Origin of the sequence: Nocardioides sp. WS12 (assembly GCF_014108865.1) — a bacterium.
GTDB lineage: Bacteria > Actinomycetota > Actinomycetes > Propionibacteriales > Nocardioidaceae > Nocardioides.
On record NZ_CP053928.1, the window covers coordinates 2,452,238 to 2,478,235 of the forward strand.

23 protein-coding genes and 1 tRNA gene are annotated in these 25,998 nt (G+C 69.2%); 18 read left to right on the forward strand and 6 right to left on the reverse strand.

From position 1 onward, the window contains the following. Positions 1-38: 38 nt before the first annotated feature. Complete coding sequence (locus HRC28_RS11895) at positions 39-2,150, forward strand: MMPL family transporter (RefSeq protein WP_182380275.1); 2,112 nt, start codon at positions 39-41, stop codon at positions 2,148-2,150. A gap of 34 nt (positions 2,151-2,184) precedes the next feature. On the opposite strand, the gene HRC28_RS11900 is transcribed toward HRC28_RS11895, so the two are convergent. Both HRC28_RS11900 and HRC28_RS11905 read right to left on the reverse strand, forming a co-directional pair. Then, positions 2,185-2,361: a DUF6104 family protein gene (locus tag HRC28_RS11900; protein WP_182380276.1), complete on the reverse strand. Its 177-nt coding sequence runs from the start codon at positions 2,359-2,361 to the stop codon at positions 2,185-2,187. Then, positions 2,361-6,101, reverse strand: coding sequence for a multifunctional oxoglutarate decarboxylase/oxoglutarate dehydrogenase thiamine pyrophosphate-binding subunit/dihydrolipoyllysine-residue succinyltransferase subunit (locus HRC28_RS11905; protein WP_237111807.1), 3,741 nt, complete (start codon positions 6,099-6,101; stop codon positions 2,361-2,363). Before HRC28_RS11905 ends, HRC28_RS11900 begins: the two co-directional genes overlap by 1 nt. A gap of 182 nt (positions 6,102-6,283) precedes the next feature. Between HRC28_RS11905 and HRC28_RS11910 the strand changes: the two genes are divergently transcribed. Beyond that, a complete protein-coding gene (locus tag HRC28_RS11910; protein ID WP_182380278.1) occupies positions 6,284-6,856 on the forward strand; it encodes a hypothetical protein in 573 nt (190 codons plus the stop codon). Between the two features lies 1 nt (position 6,857). After that, positions 6,858-7,769 (forward strand): LCP family protein, encoded by a 912-nt coding sequence (locus HRC28_RS11915; protein WP_182380279.1) that lies wholly within the window; start codon positions 6,858-6,860, stop codon positions 7,767-7,769. On the opposite strand, the gene rnhA is transcribed toward HRC28_RS11915, so the two are convergent. The 3 genes from rnhA to HRC28_RS11930 all read right to left on the reverse strand — a co-directional run bounded on the left by rnhA (position 7,756) and on the right by HRC28_RS11930 (position 9,829). Further along, on the reverse strand, positions 7,756-8,241 hold the full coding sequence (gene rnhA, locus HRC28_RS11920; protein ID WP_182380280.1) for a ribonuclease HI: 486 nt from the start codon (positions 8,239-8,241) through the stop codon (positions 7,756-7,758). The two genes, HRC28_RS11915 and rnhA, sit on opposite strands and share 14 nt — an antisense overlap. Positions 8,242-8,267: 26 nt before the next feature. Beyond that, positions 8,268-9,476: a formate-dependent phosphoribosylglycinamide formyltransferase gene (purT, locus tag HRC28_RS11925; protein ID WP_182380281.1), complete on the reverse strand. Its 1,209-nt coding sequence runs from the start codon at positions 9,474-9,476 to the stop codon at positions 8,268-8,270. A 280-nt stretch (positions 9,477-9,756) separates the two neighbouring features. Continuing rightward, positions 9,757-9,829 (reverse strand) — tRNA-Arg (locus HRC28_RS11930). An 84-nt stretch (positions 9,830-9,913) separates the two neighbouring features. Here HRC28_RS11930 and argS point away from each other — a divergent pair. Next, on the forward strand, positions 9,914-11,593 hold the full coding sequence (argS, locus tag HRC28_RS11935) for an arginine--tRNA ligase (protein ID WP_182380282.1): 1,680 nt from the start codon (positions 9,914-9,916) through the stop codon (positions 11,591-11,593). Beyond that, a complete protein-coding gene (gene lysA, locus HRC28_RS11940; protein WP_182380283.1) occupies positions 11,590-12,978 on the forward strand; it encodes a diaminopimelate decarboxylase in 1,389 nt (462 codons plus the stop codon). The genes argS and lysA overlap by 4 nt, the downstream gene beginning before the upstream one ends. A gap of 2 nt (positions 12,979-12,980) precedes the next feature. Here the strand turns inward: lysA and soxR are convergent, their stop codons facing one another. Beyond that, a complete protein-coding gene (soxR, locus tag HRC28_RS11945) occupies positions 12,981-13,436 on the reverse strand; it encodes a redox-sensitive transcriptional activator SoxR (protein ID WP_182380284.1) in 456 nt (151 codons plus the stop codon). A gap of 37 nt (positions 13,437-13,473) precedes the next feature. Between soxR and HRC28_RS11950 the strand changes: the two genes are divergently transcribed. The 13 genes from HRC28_RS11950 (at position 13,474) to atpB (ending at position 25,864) form a co-directional block, all read left to right on the forward strand. Further along, complete coding sequence (locus HRC28_RS11950; RefSeq protein ID WP_182380285.1) at positions 13,474-14,424, forward strand: zinc-binding dehydrogenase; 951 nt, start codon at positions 13,474-13,476, stop codon at positions 14,422-14,424. A 72-nt stretch (positions 14,425-14,496) separates the two neighbouring features. Beyond that, entirely contained in the window at positions 14,497-15,804 is a 1,308-nt protein-coding gene (locus tag HRC28_RS11955; protein ID WP_237111808.1) for a homoserine dehydrogenase, read from the forward strand. Next, entirely contained in the window at positions 15,801-16,877 is a 1,077-nt protein-coding gene (gene thrC / locus HRC28_RS11960; protein ID WP_182380286.1) for a threonine synthase, read from the forward strand. The genes HRC28_RS11955 and thrC overlap by 4 nt, the downstream gene beginning before the upstream one ends. A 7-nt stretch (positions 16,878-16,884) precedes the next feature. Continuing rightward, positions 16,885-17,802 (forward strand): homoserine kinase, encoded by a 918-nt coding sequence (thrB, locus tag HRC28_RS11965; RefSeq protein ID WP_182380287.1) that lies wholly within the window; start codon positions 16,885-16,887, stop codon positions 17,800-17,802. A gap of 202 nt (positions 17,803-18,004) precedes the next feature. Beyond that, a complete protein-coding gene (gene rho, locus HRC28_RS11970) occupies positions 18,005-19,924 on the forward strand; it encodes a transcription termination factor Rho (protein WP_182380288.1) in 1,920 nt (639 codons plus the stop codon). 138 nt (positions 19,925-20,062) lie between these two features. Next, entirely contained in the window at positions 20,063-20,299 is a 237-nt protein-coding gene (gene rpmE, locus HRC28_RS11975) for a 50S ribosomal protein L31 (RefSeq protein ID WP_182380289.1), read from the forward strand. Positions 20,300-20,381: 82 nt separating this feature from the next. Next, positions 20,382-21,455: a peptide chain release factor 1 gene (gene prfA, locus HRC28_RS11980; RefSeq protein ID WP_182380290.1), complete on the forward strand. Its 1,074-nt coding sequence runs from the start codon at positions 20,382-20,384 to the stop codon at positions 21,453-21,455. 5 nt (positions 21,456-21,460) lie between these two features. Continuing rightward, a complete protein-coding gene (gene prmC / locus HRC28_RS11985) occupies positions 21,461-22,342 on the forward strand; it encodes a peptide chain release factor N(5)-glutamine methyltransferase (RefSeq protein WP_182380291.1) in 882 nt (293 codons plus the stop codon). A 37-nt stretch (positions 22,343-22,379) separates the two neighbouring features. Next, on the forward strand, positions 22,380-23,084 hold the full coding sequence (locus HRC28_RS11990) for an L-threonylcarbamoyladenylate synthase (RefSeq protein ID WP_182380292.1): 705 nt from the start codon (positions 22,380-22,382) through the stop codon (positions 23,082-23,084). Next, positions 23,077-24,288, forward strand: a complete 1,212-nt coding sequence (locus HRC28_RS11995; protein ID WP_182380293.1) for an MraY family glycosyltransferase — start codon at positions 23,077-23,079, stop codon at positions 24,286-24,288. The genes HRC28_RS11990 and HRC28_RS11995 overlap by 8 nt, the downstream gene beginning before the upstream one ends. Before the next feature lie 67 nt (positions 24,289-24,355). Then, complete coding sequence (locus HRC28_RS12000; RefSeq protein WP_182380294.1) at positions 24,356-24,790, forward strand: hypothetical protein; 435 nt, start codon at positions 24,356-24,358, stop codon at positions 24,788-24,790. Positions 24,791-24,820: 30 nt separating this feature from the next. Next, a complete protein-coding gene (locus HRC28_RS12005; protein ID WP_182380295.1) occupies positions 24,821-25,066 on the forward strand; it encodes a hypothetical protein in 246 nt (81 codons plus the stop codon). A 9-nt stretch (positions 25,067-25,075) separates the two neighbouring features. Beyond that, entirely contained in the window at positions 25,076-25,864 is a 789-nt protein-coding gene (gene atpB, locus HRC28_RS12010) for a F0F1 ATP synthase subunit A (protein WP_237111809.1), read from the forward strand. Positions 25,865-25,998: the final 134 nt, after the last annotated feature.

The window sequence follows — 25,998 nt, forward strand, 5'->3', positions numbered from 1 at the left end:
CGTAAAGTTTACATCCGTACACATGCGAGGAGAGCGTGATGTTCCGGTGGATCGGAGTGCTGGTGACGGGGCGGGCCCGCTGGGTCCTGGGCCTCGGCGTCCTGGGAGTGGTGGTCGCGGCCTATGTCGGCCTCGGTGCCTTCGGAAAGTTGCAGACTGACGGGTTCGATGACCCGGACTCGGAGAGCAGCCGCGCGGCGAGCGTCCTCGCCGAGCGGTTCGACGGCTCGGCGGACTACGTGTTCGTGGTCGAGGCGGACGGCGGCGACGTCGACGCACCGGCCGTCGCCGCGGCGGGCAAGGCCTTCACCGATCGGCTGCGAGCCGACCCGGACCTGGCCGACGTGACGTCGTACTTCGACGCACGGGCAGGCCCGTTGCGCTCGGTCGACGGCGGCCATGCACTGGTCACCGCGTCGACGGCCGACGGTGCCGACGCCGATCCGGCCGCGGTGCTCGACTCCTACAAGGGCACGGACGGCGCGATCACGGTCGTCGTCGGCGGGGGAGAGATCGTCGGCGAGGAGATCGGTGGCCAGATCGGCAAGGACCTCGGGCTCGCCGAGAGCATCGCGATCCCACTGATCCTCGTCCTGCTGGTGCTTGCCTTCGGCAACGTCGTCGGTGCGCTGGTGACCCTCGCTGTCGGGGTCGCGGCGATCTTCGGGACCTTCGCCGAACTGTCGATCCTCGGGTCGATGACCGACGTGTCGATCTACGCCGTGAACCTGACGACCGGTCTCGGACTCGGCCTCGCGGTCGACTACGGGCTCCTGATGGTGGCCCGTGTCCGCGAGGAGAGGTCTGCCGGACGGACCCATGACGAGGCCGTACGACGCGCCGTCGAGACCGCCGGACGGACGATCACCTTCAGCGCGACCACCGTCGCGGTGGCGCTGGCCTCGCTGCTGCTCTTCCCGATGTACTTCCTGCGGTCCTTCGCCTACGCCGGCATCGGCGTCATGCTGATCACCGCGTTCAGCGCCGTGGTGATCCTGCCGGCGGCCATCGCCTTGCTCGGTGACCGGATCGACGCGTGGCGCGTGCCCGGGGTGCGCGGCATCCGCGGTGAGGCGGCCCCTGCCTGGGAGCGGCTGGCCCGATTCGTGGCGCGGCGGCCTGTCCTCAGCGCGCTGCCCGTGCTCGTCGGCCTCGGCGTGATGGCCCTCCCGCTCGCCGGGATCACGCTCGGCACCCCGGACGACCGGGTGCTGCCCACCAGTGCGTCCAGTCGGCAGGCCGGAGACCTGATCCGCGAGGAGTTCGGCGGCGACGGTACCCACCCGATCGACGTCGTCACGACCACGCCGCTGTCCGAGGCCGACCTGGCGTCGTACACGGGGGAACTGGGGACGCTCCCCGGTGTCGTGCGCGTCGACGTCCGCCACGGCGAGGGTGCCGACCTGCTCGCCGTCGTCACCGACCTCGACCCGCGGTCAACCGAGGCGCGCGACCTGGTCCAGACCGTCCGCGACGTCTCGCCCCCGGCCGACACCGAGGTGCTGGTCGGTGGCGCAACCGCCGAGCTCAAGGACCAGATGGAGGGCATCGGCGAACGCCTGCCCGCGGTCGTGGGCTGGCTGGTCCTGACCACGATGGTGATCCTGTTCCTGTTCACCGGCAGCGTGATCCAGCCGATCCGGGCCCTGCTTCTCAACGCCGTTGGTCTCGGCGCGACGCTCGGCGCGATGGTGTGGGTGTTCCAGGACGGCCACCTGTCCGGGCTGCTCGGCTTCACCCCGCAACCGATGGACAGCTCGATGATGGTCTTGCTGTTCTGCGTCGCCTTTGGCCTGTCGATGGACTACGAGGTCTTCGTGATGGGCCGGATCAAGGAGATGCGTGACGCCGGCTTCAGCAACGAGGAGGCGCTGGTCCAGGGACTGGCCCACACCGGCCGGATCGTCAGTACGGCGGCGGCCCTGATCGCGATCAGCTTCTTCGCGTTCCTGGTCAGCTCGGTGAGCTTCATCCAGTTCTTCGGGCTGGGGACGGGGCTGGCGATCCTGATCGACGCCACGCTGGTGCGGGGCGTGCTGCTGCCCGCCGGCGTACGGCTGCTCGGCGAACGCGCCTGGTGGGCGCCCAAGCCGCTGCGGGTGCTGCACCGGCGGATCGGACTGTCGGAAGGCCACCTGGTCGTCGAGTAGGGCTCGACCAACGGACCGGGACGGCCCGGGGGACTCAGTCCTCCGGGTCGTCCAGCCGTGCCAACCAGGTCGCGAACCGTTCCACCGGGATCTCGAAGTCCGGGTGGATGTCGACGAACTCCTGCAGTCGTTCACTGAGCCACGCCAGGGTGACTTCCTCGTCACCCCGGCGCTTCTCGAGCTCTTCGATCCCGCGATCGGTGAAGTACATCAGCTGAAGGCTTTGCCGATCAGGACCTTGGCCTCTTCGAGGTGGCGCTTGGCCGTACCGACCGCCGTCGTCGACGAGGCGGCACGGGTGATCGGCTCGACGGGGCGACCCAGCTCGGGCACCACGTTGAGGTGGTACGACGGCCACGGGCCCTGGTTGAACGGCTCGTCCTGGACCCAGCGGACCTTGGCGTTCGGGTACTTCGCCAGCTCGGCCTTGATCTCCTCGATCGGCCACGGGTAGAGCTGCTCGACGCGGACGATCGCCACGTCGTCGCGCTCGCTCTTGGTCCGTTCGACGACCAGGTCCCAGGTGAGGCGACCGGAGACGAGCAGGACCGTGGTGACCTTCGCGGCGTCGACCGTGTCGTCGCCGATCACCGGGCGGAACGAGCCCGACGTGAAGTCGGCCGGCTGGGCCGCGGCTTCCTTGCGCTTGAGCATCGACTTCGGCGTGAAGACGATGAGCGGCTTGTGTTCGCCTCCGAGGGAGTGGCGGCGCAGCAGGTGGAAGTACGACGCCGGGTGGGACGGCTGTGCGACGACCATCGCTTCGTCGGCGCACAGGGTGAGGAACCGCTCGATCCGTGCGGACGAGTGGTCGGCACCCTGGCCTTCGTAGCCGTGCGGCAGCAGCAGCACGACACCCGAGTCCTGGCCCCACTTGGTCTTGCCGGCGGAGATGTACTCGTCGATCACGGACTGGGCGCCGTTGACGAAGTCACCGAACTGGGCCTCCCAGAGGACGAGGGCCTCGGGGCGGGCGACGGAGTAGCCGTACTCGAAGCCGAGCGCGGCGTACTCCGACAGCAGGCTGTCGTAGACGAAGAACTTGGCCTGGTCCTCGGTGAGGTTGGACAGCGGCGTCCACTCGTCGGCGTTGATCCGGTCGATCACCGTCGCGAAGCGGGACACGAACGTGCCGCGACGCGAGTCCTGGCCGGCCAGTCGCACCGGGCGACCGTCCATCAGGAGCGAGCCGAACGCGAGGATCTCGCCGGTGCCCCAGTCGATCGGTCCTGCGGTGATCGAGGCAGCGCGGCGCTGCAGCTGCGGCATCACCTTCGGGTGCACGGTGAAGCCCTCGGGTGGGCTGACATAGGCGTCCGCGATCCGCTTGAGGACCTCCATCGGAATGGCCGTCTGGGTCTCGCCCTCGGGCTTGTCCGGGTAGTCCGGGACCGTAGTCCACTCCGACGGCTTGGTGTCGGCCTCGCGCACCTCGGTGAAGACCCGCTCGAGCTGCAGCTGGTAGTCGCGCAGGACCTGCTCGGCCTCCTCGATCGTGATGTCGCCACGACCGATGAGGGACTCCGTGTAGAGCTTGCGGACCGAGCGCTTCTGCTCGATCAGGTCGTACATCAACGGCTGGGTGTACGACGGGTCGTCCCCCTCGTTGTGGCCGCGGCGGCGGTAGCAGACGAGGTCGATGACCACGTCGCTCTTGAAGGCCTGGCGGTACTCGAACGCCAGCCGCGCGACCCGGATGCAGGCCTCGGGGTCGTCGCCGTTCACGTGGAAGATCGGCGCCTGGACCATGCGGGCGACGTCGGTGCAGTAGAGCGTGGAACGCGAGGAACCGGGGGACGTGGTGAACCCGACCTGGTTGTTGATGACCAGGTGGATCGTGCCGCCGGTGCGGTAGCCACGCAGCTGGGACAGGTTGAGCGTCTCGGCGACGACACCCTGACCGGCGAATGCCGCGTCACCGTGCAGGAGGAGCGGCAGGACCGGGAACGCCTCGCCCTGGTCGAGCACGTCCTGCTTGGCGCGGGCGATGCCCTCCAGGACCGGGTCGACGGTCTCGAGGTGCGACGGGTTCGCGGCGACCGAGACCTTGATGGTCTCGCCGGTGCCGGCGACGAACTCGCCCTCGGCGCCGAGGTGGTACTTCACGTCGCCCGAGCCCTGGACCGTGCGCGGGTCGATGTTGCCCTCGAACTCGCGGAAGATCTGGTTGTAGGACTTGCCGACGATATTGGCCAGCACGTTGAGGCGGCCGCGGTGGGCCATGCCGATGGTGACCTCGTCGAGCGAGGACTGCGCGGCAGCCTCCGCGATCTCATCGATCACCGGGATGGTGGTCTCGCCACCTTCGAGGCTGAACCGCTTCTGGCCGACGAACTTGGTCTGCAGGAAGGTCTCGAAGGCCTCGGCCTCGTTGAGCTTCAGCAGGATCCGCAACTGCTCCTCGCGGGGCGGCTTGGTGTGCGGCTGCTCCACGCGCTCCTGGATCCAGCGACGCTGCTCGGGATCCATGATGTGCATGTACTCAATGCCGGTGGTGCGGCAGTAGGAGTCGCGCAGGATCCCGAGGATGTGGCGCAGCTTCATGAAGCGACGGCTGCCGCCCCCGAACTGGCCGGTCGGGAACTCGCGGTCGAGGTCCCACAGGGTCAGGCCGTGCGACTCGATGCGCAGGTCGGGGTGGCTGCGCTGCTTGTACTCGAGCGGGTCCGTGTCGGCCATCATGTGGCCGCGGACGCGGTAGGCGTGGATCAGTTCGAGGATCCGGGCCTGCTTGTCGATCTCGTCGTCGTGCGACGTCGCGATGTCGTTGTTCCAGCGGATCGGCTCGTAGGGGATCCGGAGGGCGCGGAAGATCTCGTCGTAGAAACCGTCCTGGCCGAGCAGGTAGCGGTGCACCTGGCCGAGGAACTCACCCGACTGCGCGCCCTGGATGACGCGGTGGTCGTACGTCGACGTCATCGTCAGGATGCGCGAGATCGCGTTGCGGGCGATGGTCTCGTCGGACGCGCCCTGGAACTCCGGCGGGTAGTCCATCGAGCCGACGCCGATGATGGCGGCCTGGCCCTGCATGAGGCGCGGCACCGAGTTGTTCGTGCCGAGGCCGCCGACGTTCGTGAGGCTCACCGTCGTACCGGTGTAGTCCTCCATGGTGAGCTTGTTGTCCTTGGCCTTGCGGACGATCTCTTCGTACGCCGTCCAGAACTGCGCGAAGTCCATCGACTCGCAGGCCTTGATGGACGGCGCGACGAGCTGGCGCGTGCCGTCCTTCTTCTGCTGGTCGATCGCCAGACCCAGGTTGATGTGGGCCGGCGTGACCATCGTCGGCTTGCCGTTGATCTCGTCGTAGGTGTTGTTCATCGCCGGCTGGGCCTTGATCGCCTTGACGATGGCGTAGCCGATGAGGTGCGTGAACGAGACCTTGCCACCACGGGCGCGGGTCAGGTGGCTGTTGATGACGATGCGGTTGTCCCAGAGCAGCTTGACCGGGATGTTGCGTACCGAGGTCGCCGTCGGGACCGACAGCGAGATGTCCATGTTCTTCGCGGTCGCCGCGGGGATGCCGCGGAGCACGGTCAGGGTGGGCTCGTCACTGGCGGCGACCGGCGCGGGGCGCGGGGCGTCCTTCGGCGTCGGCTTGGTGCCGTCCTCCTTGGGAGGCGTCGGCGTCGTCGAGGAGGCCGGGCTCACCTGCGGGGCAGGGGTGGCCTTCGGGGTCGGCGCGGCGACGGCCGGGGCAGCCGCCGGGGCAGCCGCCGGGGCAGCCGCCGGAGCAGCAGCAGCGGGAGCCGGCGCGGCAGGAGCCGCAGCGGCGGGGGAAGCGGCGGGCGTCGTACCGTTGCCGCCCGCTCCCTTGAAGTAGGCGGCCCACGCCGGATCGACGCTGTTCGGGTCGGCCTGGAACTGCTCCTTCATCTCCTCCACGAGCCACTCGTTGGCTCCGAATCCCTCGGGGACTGGAGATCCGGTGGACTGGTCTGACGACTGCGTCACGACGTGCTTCGCCTCTTCCGATGAGCTGGACCGACCCGCCGCCGATAGCGGGTGGCTGTCGAGTGGCAAGGCTAGTCCCATGCCGAGGCAAATACCGCCCCTCGGTCACCCTTTGGGGCAAGGTGTTGCGCAACAGACACTCGGCCGGGGTTCCGGGCGTGAATCGAAGGGTGGCGCACGACGTGCGAACAACACCATGGGCCGCGCTCTTGTTGACACTGGTGCTGGCCCTCGCCGGCTGCTCGAGCGGCGATGACGATCCGGCCGAAAGTGGCGGTCCTGCGGGCGAAACCGCGTCCGAGCCGATCGCGACCGACGCCGCTCTGGGAGTCGTGAAGGGCGCCCTCAGCGACGCTGCTGCCGCCGCCGTACTGGCCGAGGTGACGCAGGTCGTGGACCGCTGGTTCGACAATGCGTACGTCGGCGACTACCCCCGTGAGAAGTTCGACACAGCGTTCGCCGACTTCACCAAGGACGCCCGAGGGCTCGCCGTGCAGCAGGCAGCGATCCTCAGCAACGCCGACCTGGGCGCCGACCTGGAAGCGGTCGAAGCCACGCAACGAGTGGTCCGCGTCGACGTGCTTGTCCCGAAGGGGAAGCTCGCAGGCGCGACCGTCCGGTTCCGGCTCGTCATCGCGATGACCGGTGCCGTCGAGCGCACCGACCGGGTGACCGGGCGACTAATGCTCACACCGGTGGCCGGCGGCTGGCAGGTCTTCGGCTTCGACGTCCAGCGCGACGAGGAAGGTTCCTGACATGCGCCTTCGAGTTCAGCACGTGATGCGGACGATGTTCCTCGGCGCGATCCTGGGCCTGCTGGCCCTGGTGGTGCCCGACAGCACGCCCGCCCCGACCGAGTTCACCCTGGTGAAGTTCGAGAAGACGGCCGGCGTCGACGTCGACCCTGATGTCGTGTGGATCCTCGCGGTCGGCTCGGACGCCCGGCCGCGGGAGGATCCGCTCCGCAGTCGCGGCGACGCGCTGCAGATGGTCGGCATGAACACGAAGACCGGCGCCGCAACCTCGATCGGGATCCCGCGCGACAGCTGGGTGCCGATTCCGGGCGTCGGTTCGAACCGGGTCAACGCGGCGCTCTACTTCGGCGGACCGCAACTGCTCGGCAAGACGGTCGGCAACCTGCTCGGCGTCGAACCCGACTACGTGATGGTCGCGACCTTCAGCGGTCTGGCGGAACTGATCACCAGCATCGGCGGCATCACAGTCAACAACCCGCGTGCCTTCTCCGACGTGAACCTCCATCCCAAGGGCTTCAAGAAGGGGAAGGTCAAGGTCAATGGGATGAAGGCCGTCGAGTTCGGCCGGATCCGCAAGTCGCTGCCCGCCGGCGACTTCGACCGCTCGGCCAACCAGCAACTGGTGCTGCGGGGGATCCGCGCGCGGGTTGCCGAGCGCGCGACCGAAGCCGGCTTCATCGAGAGCGGTGTGCTGAACGTCCTCAAGCGCCTGCACACCAAGGGCGTCTCGCCGGCGCAGCTGTTCCGGATCGCCCAAGCGGTCGCGCAGGTGGACCCCGCGAAAGTCACCACCTGCGTGCTGCCCGGTGCGATCGGCAACATCGGTGGCGCGAGCGTGGTCATCCCGAACACTGCTGCGGCCAAGCGCTACGGCAACGACGCCCGCAAGGACGCCACGATCAAGCGCTGTTGACCTCCGCGCCTGCGTCGCGCGCCTCCCGGGCACCCCGCCCGGCGAGCTCGTCGGCCTTCTCGTTGCCCGGGTCACCGGCGTGCCCCTTGACCCAGTGCCAGGTGACGTCGTGCTGCTCGGCGGCCGCGTCGAGTCGGCGCCACAGGTCCTCGTTCTTCACAGGAGCCTTGGCCGAGGTGCGCCAGCCGTTGGCCTTCCACTTCACGACCCACGACAGGATCCCGTTCCGGACGTAGCTGCTGTCCGTGTAGAGGTCGACAGTCGAACGCCGCGTCAGCGTCTCCAGGGAGCGGATGGCAGCCATCAGCTCCATCCGGTTGTTCGTGGTGTCGGGCTCGCCGCCGTACAACTCGAGGGCGTGCTCGCCGTACCGCAGCCACGCACCCCAGCCGCCCGGTCCCGGGTTGCCCAAGCAGGCGCCGTCGGTGTGGATCGTGACGAGGCTGCGCGCATCGGGTGGGGAGTCGGGCACAGAGGGAGGGTACGGGGGCCGTCAGGTCAGTTGGCGACGCGGAGGTGTGCCGCAGCGCGCCGGGCCTTTGCCCGGGCCTTGTCGACGTCGTCGCCGAGGGCGAGGGTCACCGCCATCCGGCGCCGACCGGACACGGCCGGCTTGCCGAACAACCGGACGCTGGTGTCCGGCTCGGCGAGTGCTGCGTCGACCCCGGCGATCTGCGGCGCCTCGATCTCACCCTCGAACAGGACGGCGCAGGACGCAGAGGCGCCTCGCGTGCGGATGTTCGGGATCGGGAGACCGAGAACGGCGCGGGCGTGCAGCGCGAACTCCGACAGGTCCTGCGACACGAGCGTCACGAGACCGGTGTCGTGGGGACGCGGCGACAGTTCGGAGAAGATCACCTCTTCGCCGCGGATGAACAGTTCGACGCCGAAGAGTCCCCGGCCGGTCTCGCCGCAGAGGTTCGCGACGACGGCGGCAGAGGCCCGCTGGGCCTTCTCCAGTACGACGTCGGAGAGCGCCTGCGGCTGCCACGACTCGCGGTAGTCACCGTCGACCTGGGTGTGGCCGATCGGGGCGCAGAAGGAGATGACGTCGGGTCCGCCGTCGGTGCTGGCGTGCTTCACCGTGAGCAGGGTGATCTCCTCGTCGAAGTCGACGAAGCCCTCCACGATGACGCGACCGGCACCGGCGCGGCCGCCGGCCTGCGCGTACTCCCACGAGTGGGCGACGTCGTCCGGGCCGCGCACGACCGACTGGCCCTTGCCTGAGGACGACATCACCGGCTTGACCACGCACGGCGTGCCGACCTCGGCGATGGCCGCCTCGAACTCCTCGAGCGTGTCCGCGAAGCGGTACGGCGACGTGGCCAGTCCGAGCTCCTCGGCCGCCAGTCGCCGGATGCCCTCGCGGTCCATCGTCAGCCGCGCGGCCCGTGCCGTCGGTATGACGGTCACGCCCTCCGCTTCGAGCTCGAGCAGCGTCGGGGTGTGGATCGCCTCGATCTCCGGCACCACCCAGTGCGGCTTCTCCTGCTCGATCACGCCGCGGACCGCGACCGGGTCGAGCATGTCGATCACGTGGCTGCGGTGGGCGACCTGCATGGCCGGCGCGTCGGCGTACCGATCGACGGCGATGGTCTCCACCCCGAGGCGCTGGAGTTCGATCACCACTTCCTTGCCGAGCTCGCCGGAGCCGAGGAGCAGGACGCGGGTGGCCGTGGCAGAAAGGGGAGTCCCGATGGTCGTCACGCGCGGAACTCTAGGACGGGGGCGGATACCTTGGCGTGGCCGGACCGGATATTCGTGAGCGCCGCCGCGGGATGAACAGGCACGATGCGGGTGATGTTGGTCAGCACGCCGCTTACCTGCTCTGGGCACTCACCAGGTGCGTGCTCAGCGCAGGTAAGCGAGGCTTCGGCGCTGGCGGCACCTCGCCTCGGTGTTGATTGATATCAATCAACACAGGGTGTGCCTGCTGAAATGAGTAACGGACCTGCGTTGCCGCAGGTCCGTCGTCTCCATCTTTCGGTGCCTCCGGCAGGATTCGAACCTGCGACACCTGGTACCGGAAACCAGTGCTCTATCCCCTGAGCTACGGAGGCAAACTCCCCACAGGGAGTGCGCGGTGAACCCTACCGGGCGATATCCGTGCCAGAGAAACCGGAGGCCGCCGATAGGCTTGGGGGGTGACCCCTGCGCAACTCTCCACCGCCATTGTCGGCGCCCTGTCCTCGCTCGTGGACGAGGGCGCGATCGCCCTGCCTGACGGCATTCCGGCTGAGGTGACGGTGGAGCGACCGCGGCAGAAGGGCCACGGTGACTACGCCACCAATGTCGCCATGCAACTCGCGAAGAAGGCCGGCACGAACCCGCGGGCATTCGCCGAGCTCCTCGCCGGTCGGCTGACCGACGCCGAGGGCATCGGCGCGGTCGAGGTCGCAGGGCCCGGCTTCCTCAACATCACCGTCGAGGCCGGCTCCCAGGGCAAGGTCGCCGCGGACGTCGTGGCGGCCGGGTCGTCGTACGGCCACACGGAGACGCTTGCCGGCGAGAAGATCAACGTCGAGTTCATCTCGGCCAACCCGACCGGACCGCTGCACCTCGGCCACACCCGGTGGGCGGTGCTCGGCGACGCGATCGGCCGGGTGCTCAGCGCCGCCGGCGCCGAGGTGACCCGCGAGTTCTACATCAACGACCGCGGCGTGCAGATGAACCACTTCGCCGCGTCGATCATCGCCTCGGCCCTGGGCGAGCCCAAGCCGGAGGACGGCTACGCCGGCGCGTACGTCGACGACCTGGCCAAGCAGGTCGAGGCAGCCAGCCCCGGCATCTTCGGCTTGCCGGCCGACGAGCGGCTCGCCGCCGTACGGGCCAAGGGGTACGAGATCCAGTTGGCCGAGCAGCAGGAGCAGCTCGACGGCTTCAACACCCACTTCGACGTGTGGTTCTCCGAGCTCTCCCTGCATGAAGACGGTCAGGAGAGCGGCGGGGTGCCGAACACTCTCGAGCGGCTCAAGGACCTCGGCCACGTCTACGAAGAGGGAGGTGCGCTCTGGATGCGCACGACCGACTTCGGCGACGACAAGGACCGGGTGCTCATCAAGTCGGACGGCGAGTTGACCTACTTCGCCTCCGACACCGCCTACTACCTCAACAAGCGGGCGCGCGGTTTCGACCACTGCATCTACTTGCTCGGTGCCGACCACCACGGCTACGTCGGCCGGCTCCGGGCGATGGCTGCCTGCGTCGGTGACGACCCCGACAAGACGCTCAACGTCCTCATCGGTCAGCTCGTGAAGATCGTCAAGGACGGCGAAGAGCTGAAGATGTCGAAGCGGAAGGGCACCTTCATCACGCTCGAAGAGTTGGCGGAGGAGATCGGCGTCGACGCACTGCGTTATTCGCTGGTGCGTTATCCGGCGGACACCCCGCTGGCTCTCGACGTGGCCGAGATCACCAAGGCCTCCAACGACAACCCGGTCTACTACGTCCAGTACGCGCACGCCCGGACTTGTCGGATGCAGGAGAACGCTGCGGATCTCGGCATGTCGTTGCCTGAGGACTTCGACCCGTCCCTGCTCAGCCACGACCGGGACGGGGAGTTGCTTCGCGCCCTCGCCGCCTTCCCGGGCGCGGTGGCCAGTGCGGCCGAGCTCCGCGAGCCGCACCGGATCGCCCGCTACCTCGAGGACACGGCTTCGGTGTTCAACAAGTGGTACGACACCAAGGAGTGCCGGATGCTCCCTCAGGGTGACGAGCCGGTCACCCCGACGAACGAAGCACGTCTCGTGCTCGTCGCGGCGACCCGGACCGTGCTCGCGAACGGACTCGACCTGCTCGGCGTCAGCGCGCCGGAGCGGATGTGAACGCGCACGTCTCGCCCGGCGGCTACACCGGTACGTCGCCGGTCTGGCTCCGTGAGCCGGCCGATGTCAACGACCTGGTGCCCATCCTGTGGCCGTCATCGGCACGCAAGGACGACCAGGGCGTGCTGCACATTGGCGGGCTGGCCATCCCGGACCTCGTCGCCGACGTCAACACGCCGGCGTATGTCCTCGACGAGAACGACTTCCGGGAGCGGGCCCGTGGCTTCCGCGACGCGTTCGAGGGCTATGACGTCTACTACGCCGGCAAGGCGTTCCTGAGCGTCGCGGTGGCGCAGTGGGTGGCCGAGGAGGGGCTCTGCCTCGACGTCTGCAGCAACGGGGAGCTGACCGTCGCCCTGCGTGCCGGAGTGGATCCGAAGCGGATCGGCTACCACGGCAACAACAAGACCCCGATGGAGTTGCGGCGAGCGGTCGACGCCGGCATCGGTCGCATCATCGTGGACTCGTTCCACGAGATCGAGCGGGTGGCCGACGTCGCGAACCAGCTGGGTGTGGTCCAGAGCGTGATGATCCGGGTGACTGCGGGCGTCGAGGCCCATACCCACGAGTTCATCGCGACGGCCCACGAGGACCAGAAGTTCGGCTTCTCCATCGCCTCGGGTGACGCCTTCGAGGCGGCCTCGCGCGTCCTCGCCCAGCCGAGCCTCGAGTTGCGCGGACTGCACAGCCACATCGGCTCACAGATCTTCGACACCTCCGGTTGGGAGGTCGCCGGGCGTCGCGTGCTGGCACTGCACGCCCGGATCGCCGAGGAACTGGGCCACGTCCTGCCCGAACTCGACCTGGGAGGCGGCTTCGGCATCGCCTACACGACCCAAGACGACCCGGCGGATCCCGCTGTGCTCGCCGAACAGATCACGAAGATCGTGACGGGGGAGTGTGCGGCGCTCGGCATCGCCGTACCGCATCTCTCGATCGAGCCCGGACGCGCGATCGTCGGCCCGTCGATGTGCACCGTCTACACGGTCGGCACGGTCAAGCAGGTCGCCCTCGACGGTGGCGCCACCCGTACCTATGTGTCGGTCGACGGCGGAATGAGCGACAACCTGCGTCCTGCGCTGTACGACGCCGACTACTCCTGCACGCTCGCATCCCGCGCTTCCGCGGCCGAGCCCGTCCTGGCTCGCGTGGTCGGCAAGCACTGCGAGTCGGGCGACATCGTCGTCAAGGACGAGTTCCTGCCCGGCGACGTCGCGCCCGGTGACCTGCTCGCCGTTCCCGCGACAGGCGCCTACGGACGCTCGATGGCCTCGAACTACAACCACGCGCTGCGACCGCCCGTCGTCGCGGTCAAGGACGGCCAGGCTCGGGTCATCGTCCGTCGCGAGACCGAAGAGGACCTGCTCGCAACGGATCTCGGGTAGTTCTACTGGAGCCGCACGGCTCCGGTGCCGTACTGACTGAGCAGGTCGCCGGGGTTGGCGAGCATGCACGACTTCATCGACAGGCAGCCGCACCCGATGCACCCGTCGAGGGTGTCGCGGAGGCGTTCGAGACGGCTGATCCGGTCGTCCAGGCTCTCGCGCCACGAGCGCGACAACCGCGCCCAGTCCGCCTTGGTGGGCGTGCGTCCCTCGGGGAGTGACGCCAGCGCCTCGCGGATCTCGGCGAGCGAGATGCCGACGCTCTGGGAGACCCGGACGAACGCGATCCGGCGCAGTACGTCGCGGTGGTAGCGGCGCTGGTTGCCGGTGGTCCGGATGGCCTGGATCAGTCCCTCGCGCTCGTAGAAGTGGAGCGCGGAGACGGCGACCCCGGCGCGGCGGGCGACTTCGCCCGGCGTCAGGTCGTGGCTGCGGATCTCGCGGTTGATGTCATTCATTTGACCTCAACGTTACTTGAGGTTGTCCACTGAAGTCATGCACGCAATCCGCCACCACGCCTTCGGGCCTGCCGATGTCCTCCAGTTCGAAGAGTTGCCCGACCCCAGCCCCGCGCCGGGCCAGATCCGGATCGCGGTCGACGCCGCGGGCGTCCATCTGGTCGACACCTACATCCGCTCCGGCAACGGCCCGGCCAGCTTCGCACCCCCGGAACTGCCGATGGTGCCCGGCCGCGAGGTCGCCGGAACAGTCGACCAGGTGGGTGAGGGTGTCGACGCCAGCTGGTTGGGGCGGCGCGTCGTCGCGCACCTCGGCCCGGCCGGTCGCGGTGGGTACGCCGAACGGGTGGTCGTCGACGCTGCGCGGGCCTACGACATCCCGGACGGGCTCAACCCGCTGACCGCTGTCGCCGCCATCGGGACCGGACGCACCGCTGCCGGGATCCTCTCCTTCGCCGCGATCACCGCGGACGACGTGGTCGCCGTGACCTCCGCAGCCGGTGGCCTCGGCACGCTCCTGCTCCAGGGTGCTCGCAACGCCGGCGCCCGCACCGTGGGCCTGGCGAGCGGCAGCAAGCTCGCCGTCGTACGCGGAGCCGGAGCGGACACCGCGATCGACTACCGACAGGCCGACTGGGCCACGACCCTCCGTGCGGCCGAGCCCCGGATCACCGTGCTCCTCGACGGCGTCGGGGGAGAGGTGCCCCGCACGATCCACCGGATGCTCGAGCCGGGCGGTCGGATGGTGCGCTTCTCCGGCGACATGGAGGGGTACGACGCCCCCGACCGCCCGATCGTCGACGTGCTCGGTCCGCCGCTGGCTGCACGGCTCGGCGAGTTCGAACGGGCCGCCCTTGACGCCGCCGCGGACGGCTCCCGCGTGCCGCACGTCGGGTCGGTCTTCCCGCTCGCCGAGGCCGCCGCTGCGCACCGCGCCCTCGAGACCCGTGCCTCGATCGGCAAGGTCGTGCTCGTGGTCGAACGCTGACGGCCGTCCGGGATTGTCCGCGATCGACTATCCGGGGGCGGGCCGGACCCGACCGCCGATAGGCTGGCCCGTGTGAACAGTCCCCTCAAGGTTGCCGTCCTCGGCTGCGGTTCCGTCGGGTCGCAGGTGGTGCGACTCCTCGGGGAGCAGGCAGATGACCTCGCGGCCCGGGTCGGAGCACGCGTGGAGCTCGCCGGTGTCGCCGTACGACGGCTCGACGCGCCGCGCGAGGTCGACGTACCCGACGGACTCCTCACGACGGACGCGGCAGCCCTGGTGGCCCGCCCCGACATCGACCTGGTGATCGAGGTGATCGGCGGGATCGAACCCGCCCGGTCCCTGATCCTCTCCGCGCTGGAGAACGGTGCCTCGGTCGTCACGGCCAACAAGGCGCTGCTCGCCGAGGATGGCGCGACGCTGTTCGAGGCGGCCGAGAAGGCCGGTCGCGACCTCTACTACGAAGCCGCCGTGGCGGGCGCGATCCCGATCCTGCGCCCGCTGCGCGAGTCGCTCGCCGGTGACAAGGTCACCCGCGTGCTCGGCATCGTCAACGGCACCACCAACTTCATCCTCGACAAGATGGAGAGCACGGGTGCTGGCTTCGCCGACGCGCTCGAGGAGGCGCAGGCCCTCGGGTACGCCGAGGCCGACCCGACCGCCGACGTCGAGGGCTTCGATGCCGCCGCGAAGGCCGCGATCCTCGCGAGCCTGGCCTTCCACACGCGCGTGACCGCCGCCGACGTGCACCGCGAGGGCATCGCCGACGTGAGTGCTGCCGACGTGCGTTCCGCGAAGGAGATGGGCAGCGTCGTGAAGCTGCTCGCCATCGCCGAACTGGTCCCCGGCGCCCAGGGCGAGGAGCCGGCCGTGAGCGTCCGGGTGCACCCCGCGATGATCCCGAGGTCGCACCCGCTGGCCAGCGTGCGCGGCGCCTACAACGCCGTGTTCGTGGAGTCCGAGGCCGCCGGTCAGCTGATGTTCTACGGTCCGGGCGCCGGTGGGGCGCCGACCGCCAGCGCGGTGCTGGGCGACCTGGTCACGGTGGCGCGCAACCACCGCCAGGGCACCCGCGGCGTGGGCGAGTCGGCGTACGCCGACCGCGCCCTGCTCTCGATGGGCGAGACCCGCACCCGCTACCACGTCGCGATCGACGTCGATGACCGCGCCGGCGTACTGGCCGCGGTCGCGCTGGCCTTCGCCGACCACGGCGTGTCGATCCAGACCGTTCGTCAAGAGGGCCGGGGCAACGACGCCCAGCTCGTCGTCGTCTCGCACGAAGCCACGGACGCGGCCCTCGCCGCGACCGTCGAGCAGTTGCGCGACATGGACATCGTCCGCGAGGTCACCTCGGTGATGCGCGTCGAGGGGACCGAAGAGTGAGCAGTACCAACACCACCAGCAGGCAGTGGCGTGGCGTGATCGAGGAGTACCGCGAACTCCTCGACATCCCCCAGGACACCCCGGCCGTCACGCTTCGTGAGGGTGGGACCCCGTTGGTCCACTCCGGGTGGCTCTCCGGCCTGACCGGCGCCGAGGTGTGGCTCAAGGTCGAGGGCAGCAACCCCACCGGCTCGTTCAAGGACCGCGGCATGACCGCCGCGCTCTCGGTCGCCGTCCACGAGGGGGCGAAGGCCGTCGTCTGTGCGTCGACCGGCAACACGTCCGCCTCGATGGCGGCGTACGCCGCGAAGGCCGGCGTCACCCCGATCGTGCTCGTCCCCGAGGGCAAGATCTCGGCCGGAAAGATGGCTCAGGCCGTTCTCCACGGCTCGCACGTCATCCAGGTCCGCGGCAACTTCGACGACTGCCTGCGGATGGCGCGCGAAATGGCGTGGAAGTACCCCGTCGCCCTGGTCAACTCGGTCAACCCGCACCGTCTCGAGGGCCAGAAGACGGCCGCGTTCGAGATCGTCGACTTCCTCGGCGATGCCCCCGACTTCCACCTGCTCCCCGTCGGCAACGCGGGCAACATCTCTGCGTACTGGCTCGGCTACACGCAGTACGCCGCCCTGGGCCGCGCCACGAAGCGTCCCGTGATGCGAGGCTTCCAGGCCGAGGGCGCTGCGCCGCTCGTGACCGGTGAGCCGTTCCCTGACCCGGAGACCCGGGCAACCGCCATCCGGATCGGCAACCCCGCTTCCTGGAAACTCGCCGAGGCGGCCCGCGACGAGTCGGGTGGCCGGTTCGCGGCCCTGTCGGACGCCCAGATCCTGGCTGCCCAGAAGGAACTCGCGGCCAAGGACGGTGTCTTCGTGGAGCCCGCATCGGCCGCCGGTGTCGCCGGTCTCCTGGCTGAGCTCGCCGCGGGGGAGTCGTACCAGGGCGCGACCGTGGTGATCACCACCACCGGCCACGGCCTCAAGGACATCGCGACCGCGCTGGACGGGCTGGTGCTGCCCGACACGATCGTGGACGCCGACGTCGACGCCGCCGCGCGCGCAGCCGGTCTCTGAGCAAGTCATGACGTTCGTCGACGGACCCGTCCGGGTCACCGTGCCCGCGACCTCGGCCAACCTCGGCCCCGGCTTCGACACCCTTGGCCTCGCGCTCGACCTCCGTGACCAGCTCGAAGCCGAGGTGCTCGAGAGTGGTCTGGTCGTCGAGGTCTCTGGGTACGGCGATGGCGAGGTCCCGCTCGACGAGCGGCACCTGGTGGTCCGTGCCATGCGCGCGACCTTCGAGCGCCTGGGCCAGAACCCACCCGGACTCCGGCTGAGCTGCACCAACGTCATCCCGCACGCCCGCGGACTCGGGTCGTCGTCGGCCGCGATCGTCGGCGGCGTGTGGCTCGCCCGCGAGCTCGTCGCGGGCGGGCACCTCCTGCTCGACGACGCCGCGCTGCTCGACATCGCTGCGCAACTCGAGGGCCACCCGGACAACGTGGCCCCGGCCCTGTTCGGCGGATTCGTGATCTCGGGCCAGGAAACGGACGGTTCGTTCTTCGCTGTGTCTGGTTCCGTGGACCCGCGGGTCAGTGCCGTCGTCTTCGTCCCCGCCGACCCGGTGTCGACCGAGGCGGCCCGCGGGCTGCTGCCGGCCACCGTGCCCCATGCGGACGCCGCCGCCAACGCGGGCCGGGCCGCGCTGCTCGTCGCTGCGCTCTCGGGACGCCCCGAGGAACTGCTCCGCGGGACCGAGGACCGGCTGCACCAGCAGTACCGCCGTCCGGCGATGCCCGCCAGCCTCGCCCTCGTCGAGGCGCTGCGCGCCGATGGTGTCGCCGCGGTGATCTCCGGTGCGGGTCCGACCGTGCTGGCGTTCTCCGAGGGCGTCGACAGCCGCGCCTCGCAGGACCTGGCCCAGCGGTGCCCCGAAGGCTGGGTCACCCACTCGCTCGCGATCAGCGGTGTCGGCGCCGCGCCTGCGGACGGCCGCTGAATCACCCTCTCGTGGTGATACATTGGCGACGCGCCGCAGTTCTCGGCGCCCGGCAGGCACCTCTGGTGCCTCCCACTTCCTCCGGCGCGGCCGGCTCCGAAGGCCCAGGTCTCTCGGTGCAGCCGTGCAGGATTCAATCCAGTGCCGTTCCGTGCGGAAATCTCCGGATCCGGAACGTGCGTGACACGTCTGAAGGACTCACGTGACCGAAACTCTCGATTCCACCGAAGCTGCCGGCTCTGTTGCCGAGGCCCCCGAGGCCGCCAGCAAGGCGCCCAAGAAGCGCGCCGGTGGACTCAACGCCATGCTGCTGGCCGACCTCAAGGCGATGGCCGGCGGTATGGGCATCCCGGGCGCCGGCAGCATGAAGAAGGCCGCGCTCGTCGACGCCATCAAGGCTGCCCAGTCGGGGCAGGCCGGGCAGTCGGCGCCGCGCACCGCTCCGAAGGCGGCCGAGCCCAAGGCAGAGCCCAAGGCCGAGGAGCCGAAGGCCGAGAAGCCCAAGGATGAGCCGAAGGCTGAAGAGCCGAAGGCCGACGAGCCGAAGGCCGACGAGCCGAAGCAGGGCAACCAGCAGGGTGGCCGGCAGGGCAACCAGCAGCGTCAGGCCAAGCAGCAGGGCCAGGCGAAGCAGGACGGGAACCAGCCCAAGCAGGACGGGAACCAGCCCAAGCAGGGCCAGGGGAACCAGGCCAAGCAGGACGGTGGCCAGGCCAAGCAGGGCCAGGGAAACCAGCCCAAGCAGGACGGCAACCAGCCCCGCCAGGGCAACCAGGGCGGCCAGCAGAACCAGGGCGGCCAGCAGAACCAGCAGAAGCAGGGCAACCAGAACGACCAGGCCCGCAACACCGATGACGGTGACCGCGAGGACGACTTCGACGGCGACGGCGAGGGTGGCGACCCCGGCAGCCGCCGCAACCGTCGCCGCCGCGGCCGGGACCGTGACCGCACCACGGCACGATCGACCCGCGAGCCCGACACCGAGGTGCGTGAGGACGACGTGCTCGTCCCGGCCGCCGGCATCCTCGATGTCCTCGACAACTACGCGTTCGTCCGGACCAGCGGCTACCTCGCCGGTGTCGACGACGTCTACCTGTCGCTGTCGATGGTGCGTCGCTACGGACTGCGTCGCGGCGACGCGATCGCCGGTCAGGTTCGCCAGCCGCGCGAAGGCGAGCGTCGCGAGAAGTTCAACCCGATGGTCCGCATCGACACCGTCAACGGCGTCGACCCGGAGCAGGCGAAGAACCGCGTCGAGTTCGACCAGCTCACCCCGGTTTCTCCGGACGAGCGCCTCCGGATGGAGACCACCCCCGACAACGTGACCGGCCGGATCCTCGACCTGGTGGCGCCGATCGGTAAGGGCCAGCGCGGTGTGATCGAGTCCCCGTCGAACGCGGGCAAGACCACGACCCTGCAGGCGATCGCCAACGCAGTGACGGCCAACAACCCGGAGTGCCACCTGATGGTGGTGCTCCTGGACGAGCGTCCCGAGGAGGTCACCGACTTCCAGCGGGCCATCAAGGGCGAGGTCATCGCGAGCACGTTCGACCGTCCGGCGACCGACCACACCACGGTGGCCGAGCTCGCCATCGAGCGTGCGAAGCGCCTGGTCGAACTCGGCCACGACGTCGTCGTACTCCTCGACGGGCTGACCCGTCTGGGCCGCGCCTACAACCTGGCGGCGCCCGCCAGTGGCCGGATCCTGCCCGGAGGCGTCGACGCCGCGGCGCTGTTCCCGCCGAAGAAGTTCTTCGGCGCCGCGCGCAACATCGAGAACGGTGGTTCGCTCACCATCCTCGCCACGGCGCTGGTCGAGTCCGGTTCGAAGATGGATGAGGCCATCTACGAGGAGTTCACCGGCACGGCCAACCTGCAGATCCGGCTGCGTCGTGACCTCGCCGAGCGGGACATCTTCCCCGCCATCGACCCCGTCGCCTCGGGTACTCGCCGGTCGGAGTTGCTGCTCGGCAAGGAGGAGGTCGCCATCCTCGGCGCGCTGCACCGTGACCTCGCGGACCGCGAGGGTCGGGCGGCTGCGACCCACCTGCTCGAGCAGGTGCGCAAGACCCAGACGAACTACGAGTTCCTGCTCCAGGTGCAGAAGAAGGCCCGCGCCTGAGCGCTGCTTCCGCAGGCGCGGCCCCGACTGGTGTTCCGCCGGTTTGGGGTCGCGCTCGGCAGCGACGTAGAATCATCCGTTGGCTCCGGTTCACGTCGGCATCCGCTTGACGACCCGGGCCCCCTCGAGAGGACACCCATGAAGAAGGACATTCACCCCGACTACGTCGTCACCGAAGTGACCTGCACCTGTGGCAGCGTCTTCACGACGTACAGCACCGCGAAGGGCGGCAAGATGCACGCCGACGTCTGCTCGCAGTGCCACCCGTTCTACACCGGCAAGCAGAAGATCCTCGACACCGGTGGCCGCGTTGCCCGGTTCGAGGCCCGCTACGCCAAGAAGGCTCCTGCCGCCGAGGCCGACGCCTCCAAGTAGCGACCTCCGAGCGCCGGTCCTGCCCTTCACGGGTGGGACCGGCGTTCGTCATTTCCCCACAAGGCGTATCGAAGGAGTCAGGGTGTTCGAAGCCGTCGAGGGCATGCTCGCCGAGCACGCCGCGCTCGAGGAACAGCTGGGCCAGCCGGAGACGCATGCCGACGCCCGACTGGCGCGCACCGTCAACCGGCGCTACTCCGAGTTGAACGCGATCATCGCGACCTGGCGGGAGTGGCAGCAGTACGGCGACGACGCCGAGGCCGCACGCGAACTCGTTGCCGACGACCCGGCGTTCGCCGAAGAGGCCACGTCCTTGCTGGAGCAGCGTGAGGTGGCGGCCGAACGGCTGCGCCGGCTGCTCGTGCCGCGCGATCCGACCGACGACAACGACGCCCTGCTCGAGGTGAAGTCGGGGGAGGGCGGCGAGGAGAGCGCGCTGTTCGCTGCCGACCTGTTCCGCATGTACAGCCGCTATGCCGAGCAGCGTGGCTGGAAGATGGAGATCCTCGACGCGACCGAGTCCGACCTCGGCGGCTACAAGTCGGTGACCGTGGCCGTGAAGGCAACCGGTGCCGTCGAGCCCGGGCAGGCGCCGTACGCCCTGCTCAAGTTCGAGGGCGGCGTGCACCGCGTCCAGCGGGTGCCGGTCACCGAGTCCCAGGGACGGATCCACACCTCCGCCGCCGGCGTGCTCGTGATGCCCGAGGCCGAGCAGGTCGACGTGGAGATCAACGACAACGACCTCCGTATCGACGTCTACCGGTCCTCCGGTCCCGGTGGTCAGAGCGTCAACACCACCGACTCGGCCGTGCGGATCACGCACGTCCCGACCGGCATCGTGGCGAGCTGCCAGAACGAGAAGTCACAGTTGCAGAACAAGGAGTCCGCGATGCGCATCCTCCGCGCCCGCCTGCTCCAGGCTGCACAGGACGCTGCCGACGCGGAGGCGAGCGACGCCCGGCGCAGCCAGGTCCGCACCGTCGACCGCTCCGAACGGATCCGCACCTACAACTACCCGGAGAACCGGATCTCCGACCACCGCACCGGCTACAAGGCCTACAACCTCGACCAGGTGCTCAACGGCGAGCTGCAGCCGCTGCTCGATTCCTGCGTCGAGACGGACCTCGCTGCCCGTCTCGCGGCCCTGGAGGACTGACTCCGGTGGTCGAGCCCGAATCGTCGGTCGAGCCGGTCGAGACCCGTTCGCTCCTCCAGACAGCGAGCGCACGTCTCCAATCCGCCGGCGTCGCCAGCCCCGAGTACGACGCCGCCGAGCTCCTCGCGCACGTCCTCGGCACCCGTCGCTCCCAGCTGCCCCTCGTCCGCGAGGTCGGCGCTGCCGCGGCCCTCGAGTACGACGCCCTGATCACCCGTCGCGCGCAGCGAGAACCGCTCCAGCACTTGATCGGGCGGGCCTGGTTCCGTCACATCTCGGTCGCCGTGGGGCCGGGTGTCTTCGTGCCTCGTCCCGAGACGGAGCTGCTCGCCGGCTGGGCGATCGACCAGGCCCGGGCCGTCGTCGCGGACGGCCGGATCCCGGTCGTGGTCGACCTGTGCACCGGCTCGGGCGTGATCGCGCGGAGCATCGCCGACGAGGTGCCCGAGGCGCAGATCCATGCCGTGGAGCTCGACCCGCCGGCGTACGCGTGGGCCGAGCAGAACCTCGCCGACACGTCGGTCGACCTGCGCCAGGGGGACCTCGCCCAGGCATTCGACGACCTCGCGGGTCAGGTCGACGTCCTGGTCAGCAACCCGCCGTACGTCCCGCTCGAGGCGTGGGAGTCGGTGGCCGTCGAGGCTCGCGACCACGACCCGCACCTGGCCCTGTTCTCCGGTGACGACGGGCTCGACGCCATCCGGGTGCTCGAGCAGCGCGGCGTCGTACTCCTGAAGGCGGGTGGCGTGATCGGCATCGAGCACGCCGACGCCCAGGGGGAGTCGGCCCCGGCCGTGTTCAGCCGCAGCGGTCGCTGGGAGGAAGTTCGCGACCATCGCGACCTTGCCGAGCGCCCCCGGTACCTCACCGCTCGCCGGCCACGGTGACGACGCCGGTGCGTTTTCTTCAGGCAACGATGCGAGGATGGGCGCCGTGAGTGCCGAGCGGTTGCCGACCCAGACCGACGAGGAACGCGAAGCGGCGATGGATGCCGCGAGCCGGGCCGTCCGCCGAGGTCGCCTCGTCGTGATCCCGACCGACACCGTCTACGGCGTCGGCGCTGATGCGTTCGACCCTGATGCCGTGGCGCGCCTGCTGGCCGCCAAGGGGCGCGGTCGGGACATGCCTCCGCCGGTGCTCGTCGGTACCAAGGGCACGCTCGAGGCGCTCGCGACGCGGGTGCCTGACTACGTCGCCGTGCTCGTCGAGAAGTTCTGGCCGGGCGCGCTGACGATCGTGTGCCACCAGCAGCCCTCGCTGCAGTGGGATCTCGGCGACACCCGCGGCACCGTCGCCATCCGGATGCCCGACCACGAGCTCACCCGCGCCCTGCTGGACCGCACCGGACCGCTGGCCGTCAGTTCGGCCAACCTGTCGGGCCAGGAAGCAGCGCTCGACGCCGAGGCTGCCGAGGAGATGCTGGGGGAGTCGGTCGCCGTGATCGTCGACGCCGGCGCGTCGCCCGGTGGTGTCGCCTCGACCATCATCGACGCCACGGGGGACCGCCCGCGCCTGCTGCGCGAGGGCGCCATCGCGGTCGCGGACATCGACGCCGCCCTGGCCGACCTCGCTGTCACGGTCGACACGGGCCTCCCGGAACCGACGGAGGCCGAGCCGACCGATGCGTGAGTATCTCGTCGTCTTCCTGGTCGCCGCCACGGTCACCTACCTGCTGACCGTCGTCGCCCGGGAGATCGCGGTACGCACGGGAGCGGTGGCGAAGGTGCGTGACCGCGACGTGCACGCGGACCCGACGCCGTACCTCGGCGGGCTGGCGATGCTCGGAGGCCTGTTCGCGGCGTACTTCGTCGCCCGCGAACTCCCGTTCCTCGGCAACGAGAACCCGTTCGTCTTCGAGGACGCCCTCGCCGTGCTGATCGCCGGCGCGCTGGTGTGCGCGGTGGGCGTGATCGACGACATCTTCGACCTCGATGCCCTGACGAAGTTCGGGGGACAGGTGCTCGCGGTCGGGGTGCTGGTCTACTCCGGCATCCAGTTCCGGTACTTCTACCAATCGACGGGCGAGGTGTTCGCGCTCGACACCGCCCAGGGCGCCCTGCTGACCGCCTTCGCGGTGGTCGCGACCGTCAACGCGGTCAACTTCATCGACGGCCTCGACGGGCTCGCGGCGGGCGTGATCGGGATCAGCGCCTCCGCGTTCTTCCTGTTCTGCTACTCGCTGTCGTACCTCAACGACGTCAGCCGGGCCACGACCGGGGCGCTGCTCTCGGCCGCGCTGGCTGGCGCCTGCGTCGGCTTCCTGATCCACAACTTCCATCCGGCCCGGCTCTTCATGGGCGACAGCGGGTCGATGCTGATCGGGCTGGTCCTGTCGGCCACCGCGATCACGGTGACCACGCAGTTCGCCCCCGGAGACCTCACCCAGGGCGCGGACGGGGCTCGGTCCAGCCTGCTCCCCGTTCTGCTGCCAGTGGCCCTGCCGATCCTGATCCTGATCGTGCCCCTGGGCGACCTCGTCATGGCCGTCGTACGACGAACGCGGGCCGGACGTTCGCCCTTCGCTCCCGACAAGCAGCACCTGCACCACCGGTTGCTCGAGATCGGCCATTCCCAGCGCCGGGCCGTGATCATCATGTGGCTGTGGGCGGGGTTGATCGCTTTCGGCGTGGTGGTGGCGAGCGTGTTCACGGGCGCGGTGGTGTGGATCGGTCTCGCTGTCGGTTTCGTGGTGACGGTGGCGCTCACCTTTGCGCTTCCGCTGGTGCACAACCAGGCCCTCGAGGACGTCATCGAGGCCGCCCTCGAGGGACCGGACCAGGCGGAGCCAGGGCTTGATCCGGGGGCCGGTGCGGACCCTGCCGAGACTTTGTGATAACTTTCACGAACTCCCGAAGAGCTCCCTTCGGGCCCGTTGGAACAGCGACTAGAAACGGCCGCCGATGATGACGACCGAGACCCGGGCATCCTCCGTGTTGATGCGTGCGGCCCTTGCGGCCCTCGCCGCCGGAGTGGTCCTTGTGGCGGTCGGCGCGCTGGTCTCGGGTTCACCCGCTGCGTGGGGCGCCGTCGTCGGCACCCTCATCGCGGTCGGGATCTTTGCCTTCGGAGCCTTCACTGTGGACGCCGTGGCCCGACTGATGCCCGCCGCGTCCCTCCTGTTCGCGCTGCTGACCTACACCTTCCAGGTGGCGGCCATGGCGCTGGCCTTCGTGGCCGTCAGCAGTGCCGGACTTCTCGATGACGAACTGAACCGCAACTGGCTCGGTGGCGCGATCATCGTGGGTGCCTTCGTGTGGATGGCGGCCCAGATCCGCCTCGCGACGACGGCGCGCATCCCGGCGTTCCAGACCCCGTCCGAGGGCGGTGCGCGATGACCATCCGCGACTGCTATTGTCCGGGGCGCAATGAGTCAGCCCGAGGAGAAGCCCAAGGGCGATCCGTGGCATGCGTTCGGCTACATCGTGGCCGGGGTCGCTTTCTACGGAGTGCTGGGGGGCCTAGCGGACCACTGGCTCGGCACTCGATACCTGGTGGCAGTCGGCATCCTGGTGGGCGCGGCGTTGGGGATCTACATGACCTTCGCCCGCTTCCGGCCCGAACAGCCCGAGAACACCGCCCATGACGTGCACGATCCGCAGGACACGGAATAAGGAGACCTGGTGAACATCACAGCCAGCGCCACCGTCACGGCAGAGCCGTTCCCGGCCCCGGGCCCGCACACTTTTGAACTGCCCGGCATCTTCGGCACCGAAGTAACCAAGCCGATGGTCCAGCTCTTCCTTGCGGGCATTGTGGTCTTTGCGTTCCTCTACCTCGCCGCCCGCAAGCGTGCGATGGTTCCCGGCCGGCTGCAGTTCGCCGGCGAGGGCGCATACGGCTTTGTTCGCAACAGCGTCGCCCGCGACATCATCGGCGGCCACGACTTCCAGAAGTTCGTGCCGTACCTCGTCACGGTCTTCTTCTTCATCCTGGTGAACAACCTCTTCGCGAGCATTCCGTTCATCCAGTTCCCGACCTTCAGCCGGGCCGGCATGGCCTACGCCCTGGCCGGTATGTCCTGGCTGGTCTACAACGCGGTCGGCATCCACAAGCACGGACTGCTGGGCTACCTCAAGCTCCAGTGCGTGCCCTCGGGTGTCAGCCCCTTGATGTACCCGCTCCTGGTTCCGCTGGAGTTCTTCTCCAACATCCTGGTTCGCCCGGTCACGCTGGCCCTGCGTCTGTTCTGCAACATGTTCGCGGGCCACATCCTGCTGGTGCTGTTCTCGACCGGTGGCCTCTACCTGATTCAGGACGTCGGCGGCATCGGGTACGTCGCAGGCCCGCTGGCCTGGGTGCTCGCGATCCTCGTGAGCTTCCTGGAGATGCTGGTCCAGTTCCTGCAGGCATACGTCTTCACCCTGCTGAACGCGATGTACATCCAGGGCGCGCTCGCCGACGAGCACTGACCTGCGCTGATCTGCACCGCGGTCCCCGGACCGCAACCGAAGTACACAGACTCAACTCCCCACCCACAGTTTTCCCGCAAAAGGAAACAACCGAAAGGAACAAGGCCGTGAACTCACTGGCTATCACCGGCGAC